An 18,109-nucleotide genomic window follows, 5' to 3' on the forward strand; every position below is an offset into this window, starting at 1 on the left:
CGGGATGCAGCGCAAGGGAAGCGGTACTCATGTGGAGAAGAGCTCCAGGGCAGTGAAAGCACGCGCCTGACGGCGCAACGACAGACCCGCGCCGCCCTGCCGACCCGCTCATGTAATCCGGCGAAGCCTCTGCAATGCGGCCTGAAGAGGTGCGGCGATGTGCCGCAGCCCCGTTCATGGAGCGCAGCTTATTCTTTGTTGTTTGAACGTTCAATAAAAATAAAGTAGGCTCGTTTTCATGCATCCGGGCGGCTCCACCGTGCCCGGGACTCCGACAAAGGGCCCGCCCCGAGCGCGGCCCGCCTTGCGTAAACGAGACCTGAGAGGACGAACCCCATGGCCCGATTCGAAGACCAGAAGCTCTACATCGGCGGTCGCTACGTCGACTCCACCAGCGGCGCCACCTTCGAGAGCATCAACCCGGCCAACGGTGAGGTCCTCGCCAACGTGCAGCGCGCCGGCAAGGAAGACGTCGAGCGCGCCGTCGCCAGCGCCATCGAGGGGCAGAAGATCTGGGCCGCGATGACCGCCATGCAGCGTTCGCGCATCCTGCGCCGTGCGGTGGAGATCCTCCGCGAGCGCAACGACGAGCTGGCCGCCCTGGAGACCCTGGACACCGGCAAGCCCCTGGCCGAGACCCGTGCCGTGGACATCGTCACCGGCGCCGACGTGATCGAGTACTACGCAGGCCTCGTGCCCGCCATCGAGGGCGAACAGATCCCCCTGCGCGAAACCAGCTTCGTCTACACCCGCCGCGAGCCGCTGGGCGTGGTCGCCGGCATCGGTGCCTGGAACTACCCGATCCAGATCGCCATGTGGAAATCCGCCCCGGCCCTGGCAGCCGGCAACGCGATGATCTTCAAGCCCAGCGAAGTCACCCCGCTGACCGCCCTCAAGCTGGCCGAGATCTACACCGAGGCCGGCGTACCGGACGGCGTGTTCAACGTCCTCACCGGCAGCGGCCGTGAAGTCGGCCAGTGGCTGACCGAGCACCCGCAGATCGAGAAGATCTCCTTCACCGGCGGCACCGCCACCGGCAAGAAGGTGATGGCCAGCGCCTCCAGCTCCTCCCTCAAGGAAGTGACCATGGAGCTGGGCGGCAAATCGCCGCTGATCATCTTCGAGGACGCCGACCTCGATCGCGCCGCCGACATCGCCGTCATGGCCAACTTCTTCAGCTCCGGCCAGGTCTGCACCAACGGCACCCGCGTGTTCATCCCGCGCGTGCTGCAGGCGCGCTTCGAGGCCAAGGTGGTCGAGCGCGTCAAGCGCATCCGCCTGGGCAGCCCGCAGGACGAGAACACCAACTTCGGCCCGCTCACCAGCTTCCCGCACATGGAGAGCGTGCTCGGCTACATCGAGTCCGGCCGCAAGGAAGGCGCGCGCCTGCTGATCGGCGGCGAACGCGTCACCGACGGCGACTACGCCAAGGGCGCCTACGTGGCCCCGACCGTGTTCACCGACTGCACGGACGAGATGACCATCGTCCGCGAGGAAATCTTCGGCCCGGTGATGAGCATCCTCGTCTACGACACCGAGGAAGAAGCCATCCGCCGCGCCAACGACACCGACTACGGCCTGGCCGCCGGCATCGTCACCCGCGACCTGGCCCGCGCCCACCGCGTGATCCACAAGCTGGAGGCCGGCATCTGCTGGATCAACACCTGGGGCGAGTCGCCCGCCGAGATGCCCGTCGGTGGCTACAAGCAGTCCGGCGTGGGCCGCGAGAACGGCCTCACCACCCTCGCCCACTACACCCGCATCAAGTCGGTGCAGGTCGAGCTCGGCGACTACTTCTCCGTCTTCTAAACGGCAACCCGAAGCGGGAAGCCAGGAGCCTCGAGCGCCCTGGCTTCCAGCCCCCAGCCATTTAAAGAGAGAGCCTCATGTCTCAAGAATTCGACTACATCATCATCGGTGCCGGCTCAGCCGGTAACGTACTGGCCACCCGCCTGACCGAGGACGCCGGCACCAGCGTCCTGCTGCTCGAAGCCGGCGGCCCCGACTACCGCCTGGACTTCCGCACCCAGATGCCCGCCGCCCTCGCCTATCCGCTGCAGGGCCACCGCTACAACTGGGCCTACGAGACCGACCCCGAGCCCTACATGAACAACCGCCGCATGGAATGCGGTCGCGGCAAGGGCATCGGCGGCTCCTCGCTGATCAACGGCATGTGCTACATCCGCGGCAACGCCCTGGACTTCGACAACTGGGCCAAGGCCCCGGGCCTGGAAGACTGGACCTACCTCGACTGCCTGCCCTACTTCCGCAAGGCCGAGACCCGCGACATCGGCCCCAACGATTACCACGGCGGCGACGGCCCGGTGAGCGTCACCACGCCCAAGAACGGCAACAACCCGCTGTTCCACGCCATGGTCGAGGCCGGCGTACAGGCCGGCTTCCCGCGTACCGAAGACCTCAACGGCTACCAGCAGGAAGGCTTCGGCCCGATGGACCGCACCGTGACCCCGGAAGGCCGTCGCGCCGCCACCGGTCGCGGCTACCTGGACCAGGCCCGTGGCCGGCCCAACCTGACCATCGTCACCCACGCCACCACCGACCGCATCCTCTTCAGCGGCAAGCGCGCCAGCGGCGTCGCCTACCTGCACTGCGACGGCAACGAGCCGATCATCGTCAACGCCCGCCGAGAGGTGCTGCTGTGCGCCGGCGCCATCGCCTCGCCGCAGATCCTGCAGCGCTCCGGCGTGGGCCCGAGCGCCCTGCTGCGCGAATTCGACATCCCCGTGGTGCACGACCTGCCCGGCGTCGGCGAGAACCTGCAGGACCACCTGGAGCTTTACCTGCAGTACGCCTGCAAGGAACCGGTGTCCATCTACCCGGCCACCAAGTGGTGGAACCAGCCCGCCATCGGCGCCAACTGGCTGTTCCGCGGCAAGGGCCTGGGCGCCAGCAACCAGTTCGAGGCCGGCGGCTTCATCCGCACCCGTCCCGAATTCGCCTGGCCCAACATCCAGTACCACTTCCTGCCGGTGGCGATTAACTACAACGGCAGCAAGGGCGTGCAGGAACACGGCTTCCAGGCGCACATGGGCTCCATGCGCTCGCCGAGCCGCGGCCGTATCCGCCTGAAGTCCCGCGACCCGCGCCAGCACCCGAGCATCCTGTTCAACTACATGGCGTCCGAGCAGGACTGGCAGGAGTTCCGCGACGGCATCCGCATCACCCGCGAGATCATGGCGCAGCCGGCACTGGACAAATACCGTGGCCGCGAGCTGAGCCCCGGCGCCCATGTGCAGACCGATGCCGAGCTGGACGAATTCATCCGCACCCACGCCGAAACCGCCTTCCACCCCTCCTGCTCCTGCAAGATGGGCAGCGACGAGATGGCGGTGGTCGACGGCCAGGGCCGCGTGCACGGCATGCAAGGGCTGCGCGTGGTGGATGCGTCGATCATGCCGGAGATCATCACCGGCAACCTCAACGCCACCACCATCATGATCGCCGAGAAGATCGCCGACCGGATCCGTGGCCGCCAGCCGCTGCCCCGCAGCACCGCCAGCTACTACGTGGCCGGCGACGCCCCGGTGCGCACCCAGCCGCAGCGCAAGGCCGGCTGACCCCCGGGGGCGGCTCGCACCGCCCCCGCCTCTCGCAGGGCCCGCGAATCATCCGCGCTATTCCGGCAGCTCCTGGCGGATCATCCAGTGCCCACCCGGCGGCATCAGCCTGCTGATGTCGAAATCCTCCAGGCTTTCCCGATCGAGCATCTGGATGCGCGGGCTGACCCAGTAAGCCTCCCCCTTGTGCTCCAGCGCCCGCACCGCCAGGTCGATGGCGATGCGCGCCTGGGTCACCGGCGAGTCCGTCGGCGCGGCCAGCACCCGCCCCTGGCGGATCTCCTCCAGCACCCGCTCGGTGGCGTAGAGCGACACCACCTGCGTCTGGAAGCGCGACGGCGAGCCGCTGACCAGTTGCCCGGCGAAGGCCGCCGCCTCGGCATTGGCCAGCAGATAGTCCAGCCGCGACTCGCGCCCCAGCAACCCGCGCACCAGGGCCGCCTGGGTCGAACGATCCACCGGACCGTAGCCACCGTCGGCGAGGCGCACCGGCGCGCCCTCCATGGCCGTGCGCAACCCGCGCTCGGCGTCCAGTACCCAGCCGGCGTCCCTGGGGCCTGGCAGCCAGCCCAGGTTGAGGGGGCCTGCACCCGCCCGCCCGCGTATGTAGCCCAAGGCCTCGCTCGCCATATCGGCGAAATCCACCCGCGAGTGAGCGGTCACGCCCGCGCAGTCGATGCCGTTGACCAGGTCGATCACCGGCGTGCCACTTTTCTTCAACTGGTCGATTTCATGGCAGAGCCCGCGCGCCTCGATGGCGCCGATGACGAAGGCGTCGGCGCCGAGCTGGATGCAGCGGGCCAGCTGGGCGCGCTGCATGGCCGGGAACTGGTAGCCACCGGCTTCGTAGATGCCCAGTTGCACGCCCTGGCGCCGGGCCTCCTCGTGCAACCCCCAGGCGACGCCCCACCAGTAGCGGTCGATGCCATGGGGCAGCAGCGTGCAGATGCGCCAGGGGCGGCTGGCACGGGTGAGGGGCACGTAGTCACGAGCCTTTGCATCGGCGATCACCGATACCGGGAACCACTCCGTCGCGTGGCAGGGCACCAGGGCCAGCAGGGAGAGCAGCAGCGCACAGCAGATCCGCATAGGGGCCATTTCGCAACGAAGAAACAAGGGGAATGAGCACAGCCTAGCAGCCGGCGACAGGTGCCGGCGGGGTGACAGCCCGCCCGCCGGCGCCTAAAGTCCGCAAGGTCGCCCGCCCGAGGAATCCCATGCCCGACCTGCCCAGCCTAGACGCCCGCACCGCCCGTCTGCTGCCCTGGCTGGTGGCCGTCGCCTTCTTCATGCAGGCCCTGGACGGCACCATCCTCAACACCGCCCTGCCCGCCATGGCCCGCGACCTGGCCGAAGACCCGCTGCGCATGCAGTCGGTGATCATCGCCTACATGCTCACCGTGGCCCTGCTGATCCCCGCCTCCGGCTGGATAGCCGATCGCTTCGGCACCCGGCGGATATTCTTCGGCGCCATCGTCCTGTTCAGCCTGGGCTCGCTGTTCTGCGCCCTCTCCGCCACCCTGCCGCAACTGGTCGCTGCCCGCGTGGTGCAGGGGCTGGGCGGCGCGCTGATGATGCCGGTGGGGCGCCTGGTGGTGCTGCGCGCCTACCCGCGTACCGAGCTGGTGCGGATCATGAGCTTCATCACCCTGCCCGGCCTGTTCGGCCCGCTGATCGGCCCCACCCTCGGCGGCTGGCTGGTGGAATACGCCACCTGGCACTGGATCTTCCTCATCAACCTGCCCGTCGGCCTGATCGGCGGCTGGGCCGCCTGGCGCTTCATGCCCGACTTGCGCAGCAGCGGCCCGGTGCGCCTGGACGTCTACGGCTTCCTGCTGTTCGGCACCGCCATGGTGCTGATCACCATCGCCCTGGAAGGCCTGGGCGAGCTGCACCTGCCGCACGTGCGCGTGATGCTCCTGCTGCTCGGCGGCCTCGCCTGCCTCGCCGCCTACTGGCTGCATGCCGTGCAGGTCGAGCAGCCCCTGTTCGCGCCCTCGCTGTTCCGTACCCGCACCTTCGCCGCCGGCATCCTCGGCAACCTCTTCTCGCGCCTGGGCAGCGGCGCCCTGCCCTTCCTCACGCCCCTGCTGCTGCAGGTGGCTCTGGGCTTCCCGCCGGCCCAGGCGGGCATGACCATGATCCCGCTCGCGCTCTCGGCGATGATCGCCAAGCCCCTGGCCAAGCCGCTGCTGGACCGCCTCGGCTACCGCCGCCTGCTGCTCGGCAACACACTGCTGCTGGGCGCGATGATCGCCAGCCTCGGCCTGATCGACGGCGACACGCCCTATCCGCTGCTGCTCCTGCACCTGGCGGCCCTGGGGGCGGTGAACTCCATGCAGTTCACCGCCATGAACACCGTCACCCTGCTCGACCTCGACGACCACCAGGCCAGCAGCGGCAACAGCCTGCTCTCGGTGGTCATGCAACTGTCCATGAGCCTGGGCGTGGCGGTGGCCGCCGCCCTGCTCGGCGGCTTCGGCAAGCCCGACACGCCCAGCGTGCTGGCGGCGTTCCAGGCCACCTACCTGTGCGTCGGCACCCTGACCCTGCTGGCGGCCGCGATCTTCTTCCAGTTGCCCCCGGACAGCGGTCGCGCCGTGCGTCGGGTGCCCGGCGATATGGAGGAATAACCGTCGCTGCGACACCGGGACGGCAGGGTGGCCGCGCGCCATCCTGCTAAACTGCGCGCCAATCCGATTGCCAGGCCCCACCCGTGACCACCAACGCCTTCTCCACCCTGCCCCTGTCGGCCGCCATGCTGGCCAACCTCGATGCCCTCGGCTACCACGAGATGACCCCCATCCAGGCCCTCGGCCTGCCGGTGATCCTCAAGGGCCGCGACCTGATCGCCCAGGCCAAGACCGGCAGCGGCAAGACGGCGGCCTTCGGCATCGGCCTGCTCGACCCGCTCAACCCGCGCTTCTTCGGCTGCCAGGCGCTGGTGCTGTGCCCGACCCGCGAACTGGCCGACCAGGTGGCCAAGGAAATCCGCCGCCTGGCCCGCGCCGCCGACAACATCAAGGTGCTGACCCTCTGTGGCGGCGTGCCCTTCGGCCCGCAGATCGGCTCGCTGGAGCACGGCGCCCACATCATCGTCGGCACCCCGGGCCGCATCCAGGAGCACCTGCGCAAGGGCACCCTGAAGCTCGACGGGCTCAACACCCTGGTGCTGGACGAAGCCGACCGCATGCTCGACATGGGCTTCTACGACAGCATCGCCGAGATCATCGAGCAGACCCCGGCCAAGCGACAGACCCTGCTGTTCTCCGCCACCTACCCCAAGGGCATCGCCGAACTGGCCGGACGCTTCCTGCGCGACCCGCAACAGGTGAAGGTCGAGGCCCTGCACGACGACAGCCAGATCGAACAGCGTTTCTACGAGATCGACCCGGCCCAGCGCATGGACGCCGTGGTGCACCTGCTGCTGCACTACCGCCCGCAGTCCAGCGTCGCCTTCTGCCACACCCGCCAGCAGTGCCAGGAACTGGTCGAGCACCTGCACACCAACCGCATCTCGGCACAGACCCTGCACGGCGAACTGGAACAACGCGAGCGCGACCAGGTGCTGACCCTCTTCGCCAACCGCAGCTGCAGCGTGCTGGTGGCCACCGACGTGGCGGCGCGCGGCCTGGACATCGCCGGCCTGGAGGCGGTGATCAACGTCGAGCTGTCGCGCGATCCGGAAATCCACGTGCACCGTGTCGGTCGCAGCGGCCGCGCCGGCGAGAAGGGCCTGGCCCTGAGCCTGGTGGCGCCGGCCGAGGCCAGCCGCGCCCAGGCCATCGAGGACCTGCAGAAGGCCCCCTTGAACTGGCAACGCCTGGACGAACTGGTGCTGCGCAATCGCGACCCGCTGGTGCCGCCGATGGCTACGCTGTGTATCAGTGGCGGGCGCAAGGAGAAGGTTCGCCCGGGCGACATCCTCGGCGCCCTGACCGGTGAAGCTGGCATTCCGGGGGCGCAGGTTGGCAAGATAGCCATCTTCGATTTCCAGGCCTTCGTGGCCGTGGACAGGAGCATCGTCAAACAGGCTCTCAAGCGCCTGAGCGACGGCAAGATCAAGGGTCGCTCGTTCAAGGTGCGGGCACTCCAGTAACGCCCCGGAAAGGTTCGTCCTGTATGACAGCGCAGGCGGGGATACCCGCCACGCAGCAAGGGAGTAGGTCGTGCGCAATATTCTGGTCGTCGAAGACAGCCCGCTGGTCCTGAAGATCCTCGAGCACCTGTTCCGTCAGGAGCCGGACCTGCAGCCCGTGTTCTGCGCCTCCTGCGCCGAAGCCGAGGTGCTGCTGGAAACCTCCGCCGCCTTGTTCTTCGCCGCCATCGTCGACCTCAACCTGCCGGACGCGCCCGACGGCGAGATCGTCGACCTGGTGCTGCGCTACGAACTGCCCTGCGTCGTCCTCTCCGGCTCCTACAAGGAGCAACGCCGCGACGAGCTCCTGCTCAAGGGCGTGGTCGACTACGTGCTCAAGGAAAGCCAGCACTCCTACGAATACGTCTTCCGCCTGCTGCACCGCCTGGTGCGCAACTGCGGGGTGAAGATCCTGGTGGCCGAGGACTCCGAGGCCACGCGCAACTTCGTGCGCCGCGTGCTGACCCCGCACCTCTACCAGATCATCGAGGCCCGCGACGGCGACGAAGCCCTGCACATCCTCCAGGAGCAGCCGGACATCGACCTGCTGCTGGTGGACCACGGCATGCCCGGCATCAGCGGCTTCGACCTGGTGAAGATGCTGCGGCAGAAGCTGCACCGCACCGAGCTGATCATCCTCGGCCTTTCGGCGGACCAGAAAGGCTCGCTCAGCGCCATGTTCATCAAGCACGGCGCCGACGATTTCCTGCGCAAACCCTTCTGCACCGAAGAGCTGAACTGCCGGGTGATGTCGACCCTGGAGCGCCGCGACCTGATGCGCGCACTGAAGCAGGCGGCGCTGTTCGACTCGCTGACCAACCTCTACAACCGCCGCGCCTTCTACGAACAGGGCCTGCAGCTGTTCCAGCAGGCCCAGCGTGCCGGCCAGGAGCTGAGCGTGGCGATGCTCGACCTCGACTTCTTCAAGCAGATCAACGACAAGTTCGGCCACGCCAGCGGCGACACCGCCCTGGTGATGTTCTCGCGGGTCCTGGCACACGCCTTCCCAGACGCCCTGCTGGGCCGGCTCGGCGGCGAGGAATTCGCCCTGGTCAGCAAGGGCGACGCCCCCACCGTCAAGGCCGCGCTCGACCAGCTGCGGCGCAACTGCGCCCGCCTGAAGTACGCCGCCGATGCACCACCGCTGTCATTCAGCGCCGGCGTCTACCAGGGCGTACCGGAGGATCTGGAAAGCCTGCTGCACGAGGCCGACCAGCGCCTCTACCAGGCCAAGCACGAAGGCCGCGGGCGGACCATCGCCAACCGCTAGAAACCGTGCCGGTCGAAGATGCGCTGGTAGGTCCCGTCATCGCGCATCGACTGCATCGCCCGGTCGAAGTCCTCCACCACCTGGCGATGCATCGGGTGGCTGCGCCGCACCAGGATCGCCAGGTTGTTCTCGCTGAGCGGTCGCGGCAGGAACTCCAGCTGGCCCTTGAGCTCCTTCAGCTCGCGGTTGAGGTGATAGCGCGCCACCAGCTCATCCTCCAGGGTCAGCTGCACGCGCCCGGCGGCGAGCATGCGCGCGCCCATCTCGAAGCCCATCACCGGCACCCGGTCGAGGGTCGGGTCCTGGTCGAACTCCGCTGAATAGGCATAGCCGCGCACCACGGCGATGCTGTAGGGGCGCAGGTCGGCCAGGGTCTGGAAGTCGATCTTGGCGCCGCGGTGGCGGAGGAAGCGCACGCGGTTGACCAGGTAGGGCCTGGAGTAGAGCCCATAGACGGCGCGGGCCTGGTCGTACCAGGCGTTGATCACCACGTCGTAGTCGCCCACCTCCAGCCCGCGCAGTGCCCGCGCCCAGGGGACCTCGACGTATTCGGTGCTGTGCCCGGCGCGCTCCAGTGCCGTTACCACCAGGTCCACCGCCAGGCCGCCCTCGGGCAGGCTCGCATCGGTGAACGGCGGCCAGGTGTCGGCCACCAGCCGCAGGTGCTCGGCGCGCAGCGGGCCCGAGCACAGCAGAACGAGCAACAACAGGACACTGCAGGTCTTTTTCATCCATGGCTTCCACTGGGGCTGGGACGGTCGGCATCGCCGGACTGCACGCATTTCCCTTGCCAGCCAGCGGAGAGCGCTGGTCGCGGCACCTCCATAGGGTAGACTTCGCCACCGGCGCGCGCCTTGGCCGATTCGACTTCCGAGGGTGGTTTCTTGTTCGTGACTGACGTGGTGATTATCGGGGCCGGCGCCGCCGGCCTGTTGTGTGCTTCGAAGACCGCCGCGCGCGGACGCAAGGTGCTCCTGCTCGACCACGCGAACAAGGCCGGCAAGAAGATCCTCATGTCCGGCGGCGGGCGCTGCAACTTCACCAACCTCTATACCGAGCCGGCCAATTTCCTCTCCGCCAACGCGCATTTCTGCAAGTCGGCCCTGGCCCGCTACACCCAGTGGGACTTCCTCGAGCTGGTCAACAAGCACGGCATCGCCTACCACGAGAAGAAGCTCGGCCAGCTGTTCTGCGACCACAAGGCCAGCGACATCCTCGCCATGCTCCTGGCCGAGTGCGACGAACACGGCGTCGACCTGCGCCTGGACACCGCCGTCACCGGCATCGCCCGCCACGACGCCGGCTACGAGCTGCAGACCGGCATCGGCCCGGTGCGCTGCCAGTCCCTGGTGATCGCCACCGGTGGCCTGTCGATCCCCACCCTGGGCGCCACCGGCTTCGGCTACCAGGTCGCCCGCCAGTTCGGCCATGAAGTGCTGCCGACCCGTGCCGGCCTGGTGCCCTTCACCATCACCGACCAGCTCAAGGAGATGTGCACCGAGCTCTCCGGCACCTCGGTGGACGCCCTGGTGAGCTGCAACGGCGCCAGCTTCCGCGAGAACATCCTGTTCACCCATCGCGGCCTCAGCGGCCCCGCCATCCTGCAGATCTCCTCCTACTGGAACCCGGGCGACACGGTGTCGATCAACCTGCTGCCCAATCTCGACGTGCCCGCCTGGCTGGTGCAGCAGCAGGGCGAACGCCCCAATGCCGAGCTGAAGACCCTGCTGGGCGAGCTGTTCACCCGCAAGTTCGCCGGCCTGCTGGCCGAGCGCTGGTTCGTCTCACGGCCGATGAAGCAGTACAGCCTGGCCGAGCTGCAGGCCATCGCCGAAGCCCTCGGCGACTGGCAGGTGACCCCGTCCGGCACCGAGGGCTATCGCACCGCCGAAGTCACCCTGGGCGGCGTCAGCACCCACGAGGTCTCGTCCAAGACCATGGAGTCGCAGAAGTCCCCCGGGCTGTACTTCATCGGCGAAGTGCTGGACATCACCGGCCACCTCGGCGGCTTCAACTTCCAGTGGGCCTGGGCCTCGGCGCACGCCGCCGCACAGTTCGCCTGAGGCGGCAGCATGCCTGACGGCGCCAGCGCCTGCGCATTCACGCCAGCGGGTGTAACCCGCCTCGCCCGGGCAGCATCCAAGCGGTAACCTCTCGCCATCGGCCCACGCACACCCGCGCAGGCCGAGCCCCCGGACCGCACGCCCACAAGGCCGTTATGCCATCGACCTCGCTCCGTCACTCCCTGCGCCGCCTCTGGGCCCAGGACAAGTTCAGCTACAGCCTGCGGGTGTTCGTCGCCCTCACCGGCAGCATGGCGCTCTGCTGGCAGCAGGACCGCATGGACCTGCTGATCCCGCTGTTCCTCGGCATCATCGCCAGCGCCCTGGCCGAGACCGACGACAGCTGGCAGGGCCGCCTCAATGCGCTGCTGGTGACCCTGGGCTGCTTCAGCATCGCCTCCTTCTCGGTGGAGCTGCTGTTCCCCTACCCCTGGCTGTTCGTCTCTGCCCTGGCGCTGGCGGCCTTCGGCCTGACCATGCTCGGCGCCCTGGGCGAGCGCTACGCCACCATCGCCTCGGCGACCCTGATCCTGTCGATCTACAGCATGATCGGCGTCGACCAGCGCGACGGCGTCGGCCACGACCTCTGGCGCGAGCCGGCGCTGCTGGTGGGCGGCGCGGCCTGGTACGGCCTGCTCTCGGTGATCTGGCAGGCGCTGTTCACCCACCAGCCGGTGCAGCAGAGCCTGGCCCGGCTCTACCGTGAGCTGGGGCGCTACCTCAAGCTCAAGGCCAACCTCTTCGAGCCGCTGCGCGAGCTGGACGTGGAGGCCAAGCGCCTGGAACTGGCGCAGCAGAACGGCAAGGTGGTGGCGGCGCTGAACGCGGCCAAGGAAATCATCCTGCACCGCGTCGGCAACGCCCGCCCCGGTCCCAAGGTGAGCCGCTACCTGAAGCTGTACTTCCTCGCCCAGGACATCCACGAACGCGCCAGCTCCTCGCACTACCCGTACAACCAGCTGGCCGAGGCGTTCTTCCACAGCGACGTGCTGTTCCGCTGCCAGCGCCTGCTGCGCCAGCAGGGGGGCGCCTGCCAGGCGCTCGGCCAGGCCATCCAGATGCGCCAGCCGTTCGACTACAACGACGGCACCCAGGCCCTGGACGACCTGCACCGCTCCCTGGAGCACCTGCGCATCCAGAGCAACCCGGCCTGGCGCGGCTTGCTGCGCTCGCTCAACGCCCTGGCCGGCAACCTCTCCACCCTCGATCGCCTGCTGACCGACGCCAGCAACCCCGACGCCCTCGCCGAAGCCCAGGACAGCAGCCTGCTGGACCGCTCGCCCAAGGGCCTGAAGGACGTCTGGGAACGCCTCAAGCAGAACGTCACCCCGACCTCCCTGGTGTTCCGCCACGCCCTGCGCATGGCCATCGCCCTGTGCGTCGGCTACGGCGTGCTGCACCTGATCCACCCCAGCCAGGGCTACTGGATCCTGCTCACCACGGTCTTCGTCTGCCAGCCGAACTTCGGCGCCACGAGGCGCAAGCTGGTGCAGCGGATCATCGGCACCGTCATCGGCCTGGCCCTGGGCTGGGCGCTGTTCGACCTGTTCCCCAGCGCCCTGGTGCAATCGCTGTTCGCCGTGGTCGCCGGGGTGATCTTCTTCGCCAACCGGTCGACCCGCTACACCCTGGCGACGGCGTCGATCACCCTGATGGTGCTGTTCTGCTTCAACCAGATCGGCGACAGCTACGGCCTCTTCGTGCCGCGCCTGGTGGACACCCTGCTGGGCAGCCTGATCGCCGCGCTGGCGGTGATCTTCATCCTCCCCGACTGGCAGGGCCGTGGCCTGCACCGCGTGGTGGCCAACACCCTGGCCTGCAACGCCCGCTACCTGCGCCAGCTGGTGCAGCAGTACAACGCCGGCAAGCGCGACGACCTCGCCTACCGCCTGGCCCGGCGCAACGCCCACAACGCCGATGCGGCGCTGTCCACGACGCTGGCCAACATGCTCATGGAACCCGGTCACTTCCGTAAGGAGGCGGACATCGGCTTCCGCTTCCTGGTGCTCTCCCACACCCTGCTCAGCTACCTCTCCGCCCTCGGCGCGCATCGCGCAACCGAACCCATGGCGCTGGAGGGCAGCCTGCTGGGCAATGCCGCCGAACGCATCGCCACGGCCCTGGAAGAGATCGCCAACGACCTCGCCGCGCGCAAGCCGGTGACCATCCACAGCGACAGCGAGGAAGCCCTGGCCAAGGAGCTGGAACAGCTCCCCGAGGACATGGACGAGCGCGCCCGCCTGGTGCAGACCGAACTCGGTCTGATCTGCCGCCAGCTCGGCGCCCTGCGCACCCTGGCGGCGCACCTGGCGAGTGGGAAGAAGGTGGAGTGAGGGCCCCTGCCGCCCAAGGAACCCTGCGCTCGGACAATCGCGAATGAATTCGCTCCCACAGAAAAGCACGGTGCCCCGTGGGAGCGAATTCATTCGCGAAGCAGGCCGCAGGACTGCCACCCGCTCACAGCCACACCGCGTCTCAATGCGGGTAATCACCAAGGCGCTGTACCAGTCCCGCCCTCAGCGGATTGGCGACCACATAGCGCGCAATCGGCAGCAATTCATCCTCACGCCTCAGCGCCCGGTCATGGAATCCTGGCTGCCAGACCTTCCCTCCATCGTCCAGCGACAGGCCCAGGCGCCTTGCGGTGCGGCCCTTCAGCGCCTTGACCACCGATGACAAGGGCATTGGCCCGCTGAGCCGCATCAGCCAGTGGAAATGATCGGGCATCACCACCCAGGCCAGTGACTGTGCCAAGTTGCCGTGTTCCAGGCGCCTCAGTTCACCCACCAATAACCGAGCGTGCATGAAATCGGCGAAGAGCGGGCGCCGCTCGGCCGTAGTCGCGGTGATGAGATAAACCCTGCCGAGTTCGGAAACGCGCCCTTTGCGCAGGTCGCGACTGCCCACTGGCCAGCCCTCCTTCCATGGAAAGCTGGGACTCTAATCAACGGGGAAAGACATGGCTGCGCGAGCGCGCCCAGGAAAACGCCGGTCTATCGGTAGCCGAAGGCCGCCGAGTTCAAAGCATCGCGAATGAATTCGCTTCCACGGTCGTCTCCTCCATCAACGCCTTCACCGTCTCGCCCACCTTGCGCACGGCGGCTTCCTGCTCGGCATCGGGCTTGCGCGAGTAGTTCATGCGCAGGCAGCTGCGGTATTTGCCGGAGGCGGAGAACAGGCTGCCGGAGGCGATCTGTACGCCCTTGTCGAGCAGGGCGCGATTCAGCCGCAGGGTGTCGAACCCCTCGTCCAGCTCGACCCAGAGCATGAATCCACCCTGGGGCCGGCTGGCGCGGGTGCCTTCGGGGAAGTACTTCATCACCCAGTCGATCATCTGGTCGCGGCCGTTCTGGTACTGGCTGCGCATGCGCCGCACATGGGGCTCGTAGGCGCCGCTGGCGAGGAATTCGGCCAGGGCGATCTGCGGCTGGGTGGCGGTGGCGCCGGTGGAGATGTACTTCATGTGCAGCAGCCGGTCGAAGTAGCGGCCGGGGGCGATCCAGCCGATGCGGATGCCGGGCGCCACGGTCTTGGAGAAGGAACTGCACAGCAGCACGCGGCCGTCCTCGTCGAAGGACTTGATGGTGCGCGGACGCGGGTAGCGGTAGGCCAGGTCGCCGTAAACGTCGTCTTCGATGATCGCCACGTCGTAGCGCTGGGCCAGGGTCAGCAGGGCGCGCTTGCGGGCCTCCGGCATGATGTAGCCCAGGGGGTTGTTGCAGTTGGGGGTGAGCTGGATGAGCTTGATCGGCCACTGCTCCAGGGCCATCTCCAGCGCCTCCAGGCTGATGCCGTTGATCGGGTCGGTGGGCAGTTCCAGGGCCTTCATGCCGAAGCCCTTCAGCGCCTGCATGGCGCCGTGGAAGCTTGGCGAGTCCACCGCGACTATGTCCCCCGGCTGGCAGATGGCGCGGATGGAGGCGGACAGCGCCTCGTGGCAGCCGGTGGTGATGATCAGGTCGCTGGCCGGTATCTGGCAGCCGGCATCCACCAACAGCCGGGAAATCTGTTCCCGCAATGGCAGCGAGCCCTGGATGGCGTCGTAGTACAGGCCGCCCAGGTCCGGACGCCGGGCGACCTGCGCCAGGCTGCGCAGCAGCGGTCGCAGGGTCGGGCTGGTGACGTCGGGCATGCCCCGGCCCAGTTGCACCAGGCCGTCGCGGGCGCCGCGCTTGACCAGCTCCAGCACGTCACTCCATTGCGACACGTCCACCGGGCGCTGCGCCGCGCGGGTCATGGCCGGCAGCGCCGGGGCCGCGCGACGGGGCGGCACGAAGTAGCCGGACTTGGGCCGGGGCACGGCCAGGCCGCCATCCTCCAGCAGGCGGTAGGCCTGCTGGACGGTGCTGAGGCTGACGCCGTGCTCCTGGCTCAGGGCGCGGACCGAGGGCAGGCGGTCGCCGGGCCGGTAGTAGCCCTGCTCGATGCGAGCGGCGAGGGTTTCGGCGAGCTGGGTGTAGAGCTTCATGACAGTTCCCCTTGCGTGGAGCCCGCTTTCTACGGACCGGTACAGATGACGGGTAAATTGTGGATTCAGACGCTCCACTGCGCAATCTGTATGAAAAAAATAACAGATCCTTGAATCTGTATCGCTTTTTACCCGCCGCGCATCATGTCTTCCATACACCCCGGCATGAGGAGATCGACATGAACGGCCTGAGCGATACGCGGCTGAGCCTCCACGCGAAAGAACTGGAGCTGGAGCACCTGCGCGTCCGTGCGAGCACCCGCTCCGCGGGAGACGGCCGCTGGCATCGCTTCTGGCGCCGCCTGCAAACCCGCAAGGCGCTGCTGGACCTGGACGAGCAGGCCCTGCGCGACATCGGCCTGACTCGCGAGCAGGCCCGCGACGAGGCGCTGAAACCGTTCTGGAAGCTCTGATGAAGGCCGGCCGCCCACAGGCGGCCGGTTGCCCGGCAATCAGGCCAGGCGGAAGCGCGACGTGTTCTGGTTCAGGGCCTGGCTGCCGCGATGCAACTGCTCGGCGGCGGCCTGGACCGACTGGGCCCCTTGCAACAGCAAGCTGGCGGCCTGGTCGACCTGCTGGATATTGCCGCTGACCTCGTCCGCCGTTGCGGCCTGTTCCTCGGCGGCGGTGGCGATCTGCGCCAGGCGGTCGCTGACCCGCTGCACCGCATCGGCGATACCGGACAGGTCCTCACCCATGCTCAGCACGCTGCCCACGTCGCCTTCGGCCTGCTTGAAGGCGGCCTCCATCAGGGCGACCGCCTGGCCGACCACGCCCTGCAGGCTGGCGACGGTGTCGCCGATCTCCTGGGTGGAGTCCTGGGTACGCTGCGACAGGCTGCGCACCTCGTCGGCCACCACGGCGAAGCCACGGCCCTGCTCCCCGGCGCGCGCCGCCTCGATGGCGGCGTTGAGCGCCAGCAGGTTGGTCTGCTCGGCGATGCCCTTGATCACGTCCACCACGCGGTTGATCTGCTGCGCCTGGTCACGCAGCTGCTGCAACGCGGAGACGGTGTCGCCCAGGCGCGTGCTCAGTTCGCGCATGCTGGCTCCGGTGCGGGCGCTGCGCTGGTTGCTCTGCATGGCGATTTCACGGGTCTGCTGGGCATCCTGGGCCGCCCCCTCGCAACTCTCCGCCACGCTCTGGGCGGTGGCCGCCAACTCGTGCGCGGCAGCGGCGATCTGGCTGACCTGGCCCTGCTGCTGCTCCACCGAGGTGAGGGTGTCCTGGGCCTGGGCGTTGAGCTGTTGCACGGTCCCGCCCAGTTGCCTGCTCTCCAGGTTCACGCCTTCCAGCGAGCTGCGCAGCTGCGCCAGCGCGGCATTCAGCGCTTCGGCGATCTGCGCCAGGTCATCGCGGCCATGCACGGCCGCGGCCACGCGCAGGTCGCCGGCGCGCAGGCCCTCGGCGGCCTCGGTGATGGCAGCGGTGCCACGGCGGATGGCGGCGTTCAGGCACAGCAGCATGTACAGGGCCAGCAGGGTGAGCAGGCTGAAGGCGCCGATCACCTGGACCATGCTGCGCAGCGCCTGGGTACGGAAGTCGCCGAGGCGTGCCTGGAAGCGCTCGGTCAATGCCTGCTGCAGCGCTACCAGCTGCCCATCGAGGCGCTCGACCTGCTGGACGAACTCGGCGGTGCCGAGGGTGAAGGGGTTGGCCTCGAACATGCCCTTGTCGACCCGGGCGAGGAAGTCGCTCATGGCCTGGTCGGCCTGGCGGAACGGACCTTCCAGCGCGGCGTTGACGTCGGACGCCTGGGCGATGGCGTCCTGGGCCTTGCGCAGTTGCCGCGCGGTGTCGTCCAGGGAGCGGCGCAGGTCACGCACGGCGACCCGGCTCTGCAGGGTGAAGTGCTGCGACACCACGGCGCCATGGGCGTTGGCAGCGAAGCTGCCGAGCAGCTCCTGGGCGCGCGGCTGCACGTAGGTGAGCTGCTCCATCATCAGGTAGGTGTCCATCCCCGGGTCGAGGATGAGGCCGGTCTCGGTGGCCACCTGCTCGCGCAGGGATTGCAGGCTTTGCAGCACGTCCTGGAAGCGCTCCAGGGCATCGGGCAGGGCCAGCGGAGCCAGGGCCTGGAAGCCGATGCGCTCACTGCGCGAACGGGCCTCCTCGTACAGCTTGCGGCTCTGCGCGCCGAGCCCTTCCGCCTTCAGCTGCGCGTCGACCTTGGCCAGGGCTTCCTGCAGGCGGCCGCCACGTTGTTCGAGTTGCGACCTGGCGGCGTCCTCGGTGCCCTTCCAGCGGGCCAGGAGCAGGCGCTGGGCGCCCACTTCGTGCTGGGCGTCGGCCAGGGTGGCGATCACCCGCATGCCGCTGAGCTCGCCGTCGACCAGGCCGAGGCGGTCCAGGTAGGACGCGGTGATCACCCACAGGGCATAGCCCAGCGGCAGGATGAACAGGAGGAAGAGCAGCTGGAACTTGCGTGCGAAGCTGAACCCTTCGAGCAGACGCACGCCCGGCGTGAGTAATGCTGTCATGACGACACCTCAGTGGACCCGGATCGGCAGGTAAGCCGAAAGCCTGCATCATGCAAAAGCCGAACCCGGGGTGGCACCCAAGAACGCCGATGCCGCCGGAAAGGCTGCGCAC

Annotated in this window: 13 protein-coding genes; 8 read left to right on the forward strand and 5 right to left on the reverse strand. The window is 68.2% G+C overall.

What is annotated here, in order from left to right; all coding sequences use genetic code 11:
• Positions 1 to 336: 336 nt before the first annotated feature.
• Both betB and betA read left to right on the forward strand, forming a co-directional pair.
• Complete coding sequence (betB, locus tag DMX10_RS02535; protein ID WP_111259631.1) at positions 337 to 1,809, forward strand: betaine-aldehyde dehydrogenase; 1,473 nt, start codon at positions 337 to 339, stop codon at positions 1,807 to 1,809.
• 77 nt (positions 1,810 to 1,886) lie between these two features.
• Positions 1,887 to 3,578: a choline dehydrogenase gene (betA, locus tag DMX10_RS02540; protein WP_111259632.1), complete on the forward strand. Its 1,692-nt coding sequence runs from the start codon at positions 1,887 to 1,889 to the stop codon at positions 3,576 to 3,578.
• A gap of 57 nt (positions 3,579 to 3,635) precedes the next feature.
• Here betA and torT read toward each other — a convergent pair whose 3' ends face one another.
• Positions 3,636 to 4,667: a TMAO reductase system periplasmic protein TorT gene (gene torT, locus DMX10_RS02545; RefSeq protein ID WP_111259633.1), complete on the reverse strand. Its 1,032-nt coding sequence runs from the start codon at positions 4,665 to 4,667 to the stop codon at positions 3,636 to 3,638.
• A 128-nt stretch (positions 4,668 to 4,795) separates the two neighbouring features.
• Between torT and mdtD the strand changes: the two genes are divergently transcribed.
• The 3 genes from mdtD (at position 4,796) to DMX10_RS02560 (ending at position 8,986) form a co-directional block, all read left to right on the forward strand.
• On the forward strand, positions 4,796 to 6,211 hold the full coding sequence (gene mdtD / locus DMX10_RS02550; RefSeq protein WP_111259634.1) for a multidrug transporter subunit MdtD: 1,416 nt from the start codon (positions 4,796 to 4,798) through the stop codon (positions 6,209 to 6,211).
• Between the two features lie 83 nt (positions 6,212 to 6,294).
• The gene (gene dbpA / locus DMX10_RS02555) at positions 6,295 to 7,677 is read left to right on the forward strand and encodes an ATP-dependent RNA helicase DbpA (protein WP_111259635.1); all 1,383 of its coding nucleotides are present in this window, start codon (positions 6,295 to 6,297) and stop codon (positions 7,675 to 7,677) included.
• A 70-nt stretch (positions 7,678 to 7,747) separates the two neighbouring features.
• A complete protein-coding gene (locus DMX10_RS02560; protein WP_111259636.1) occupies positions 7,748 to 8,986 on the forward strand; it encodes a diguanylate cyclase in 1,239 nt (412 codons plus the stop codon).
• Here DMX10_RS02560 and DMX10_RS02565 read toward each other — a convergent pair.
• Positions 8,983 to 9,717: an ABC transporter substrate-binding protein gene (locus DMX10_RS02565; protein WP_111259637.1), complete on the reverse strand. Its 735-nt coding sequence runs from the start codon at positions 9,715 to 9,717 to the stop codon at positions 8,983 to 8,985. The two genes, DMX10_RS02560 and DMX10_RS02565, sit on opposite strands and share 4 nt — an antisense overlap.
• A gap of 153 nt (positions 9,718 to 9,870) precedes the next feature.
• Between DMX10_RS02565 and DMX10_RS02570 the strand changes: the two genes are divergently transcribed.
• Positions 9,871 to 11,049: an NAD(P)/FAD-dependent oxidoreductase gene (locus DMX10_RS02570; protein WP_111259661.1), complete on the forward strand. Its 1,179-nt coding sequence runs from the start codon at positions 9,871 to 9,873 to the stop codon at positions 11,047 to 11,049.
• 155 nt (positions 11,050 to 11,204) lie between these two features.
• The gene (gene yccS / locus DMX10_RS02575) at positions 11,205 to 13,382 is read left to right on the forward strand and encodes a YccS family putative transporter (RefSeq protein WP_111259638.1); all 2,178 of its coding nucleotides are present in this window, start codon (positions 11,205 to 11,207) and stop codon (positions 13,380 to 13,382) included.
• A gap of 142 nt (positions 13,383 to 13,524) precedes the next feature.
• Here the strand turns inward: yccS and DMX10_RS02580 are convergent, their stop codons facing one another.
• Both DMX10_RS02580 and DMX10_RS02585 read right to left on the reverse strand, forming a co-directional pair.
• Positions 13,525 to 13,956, reverse strand: a complete 432-nt coding sequence (locus DMX10_RS02580; RefSeq protein WP_111259639.1) for a transposase — start codon at positions 13,954 to 13,956, stop codon at positions 13,525 to 13,527.
• Between the two features lie 112 nt (positions 13,957 to 14,068).
• On the reverse strand, positions 14,069 to 15,517 hold the full coding sequence (locus tag DMX10_RS02585; RefSeq protein WP_111259640.1) for a PLP-dependent aminotransferase family protein: 1,449 nt from the start codon (positions 15,515 to 15,517) through the stop codon (positions 14,069 to 14,071).
• 179 nt (positions 15,518 to 15,696) lie between these two features.
• Here DMX10_RS02585 and DMX10_RS02590 point away from each other — a divergent pair, with 179 nt between their 5' ends.
• Complete coding sequence (locus tag DMX10_RS02590) at positions 15,697 to 15,930, forward strand: DUF1127 domain-containing protein (RefSeq protein WP_111259641.1); 234 nt, start codon at positions 15,697 to 15,699, stop codon at positions 15,928 to 15,930.
• Between the two features lie 39 nt (positions 15,931 to 15,969).
• Here DMX10_RS02590 and DMX10_RS02595 read toward each other — a convergent pair whose 3' ends face one another.
• On the reverse strand, positions 15,970 to 17,997 hold the full coding sequence (locus tag DMX10_RS02595; RefSeq protein WP_111259642.1) for a methyl-accepting chemotaxis protein: 2,028 nt from the start codon (positions 17,995 to 17,997) through the stop codon (positions 15,970 to 15,972).
• Positions 17,998 to 18,109 lie beyond the last annotated feature (112 nt).

The sequence above is a fragment of the Pseudomonas sp. 57B-090624 genome (assembly GCF_003234055.1).
Lineage (GTDB): Bacteria > Pseudomonadota > Gammaproteobacteria > Pseudomonadales > Pseudomonadaceae > Metapseudomonas > Metapseudomonas tohonis.

Bases quoted from the DNA above. Each gene is read 5' to 3' on its own strand.
- betB (WP_111259631.1), top strand. From the start codon at position 337: ATGGCCCGATTCGAAGACCAGAAGCTCTACATCGGCGGTCGCTACGTC.
- betA (WP_111259632.1), top strand. From the start codon at position 1,887: ATGTCTCAAGAATTCGACTACATCATCATCGGTGCCGGCTCAGCCGGT.
- torT (WP_111259633.1), bottom strand. From the start codon at position 4,667: ATGCGGATCTGCTGTGCGCTGCTGCTCTCCCTGCTGGCCCTGGTGCCC.
- mdtD (WP_111259634.1), top strand. From the start codon at position 4,796: ATGCCCGACCTGCCCAGCCTAGACGCCCGCACCGCCCGTCTGCTGCCC.
- DMX10_RS02565 (WP_111259637.1), bottom strand. From the start codon at position 9,717: ATGAAAAAGACCTGCAGTGTCCTGTTGTTGCTCGTTCTGCTGTGCTCG.
- yccS (WP_111259638.1), top strand. From the start codon at position 11,205: ATGCCATCGACCTCGCTCCGTCACTCCCTGCGCCGCCTCTGGGCCCAG.
- DMX10_RS02585 (WP_111259640.1), bottom strand. From the start codon at position 15,517: ATGAAGCTCTACACCCAGCTCGCCGAAACCCTCGCCGCTCGCATCGAG.
- DMX10_RS02590 (WP_111259641.1), top strand. From the start codon at position 15,697: ATGAACGGCCTGAGCGATACGCGGCTGAGCCTCCACGCGAAAGAACTG.
- DMX10_RS02595 (WP_111259642.1), bottom strand. From the start codon at position 17,997: ATGACAGCATTACTCACGCCGGGCGTGCGTCTGCTCGAAGGGTTCAGC.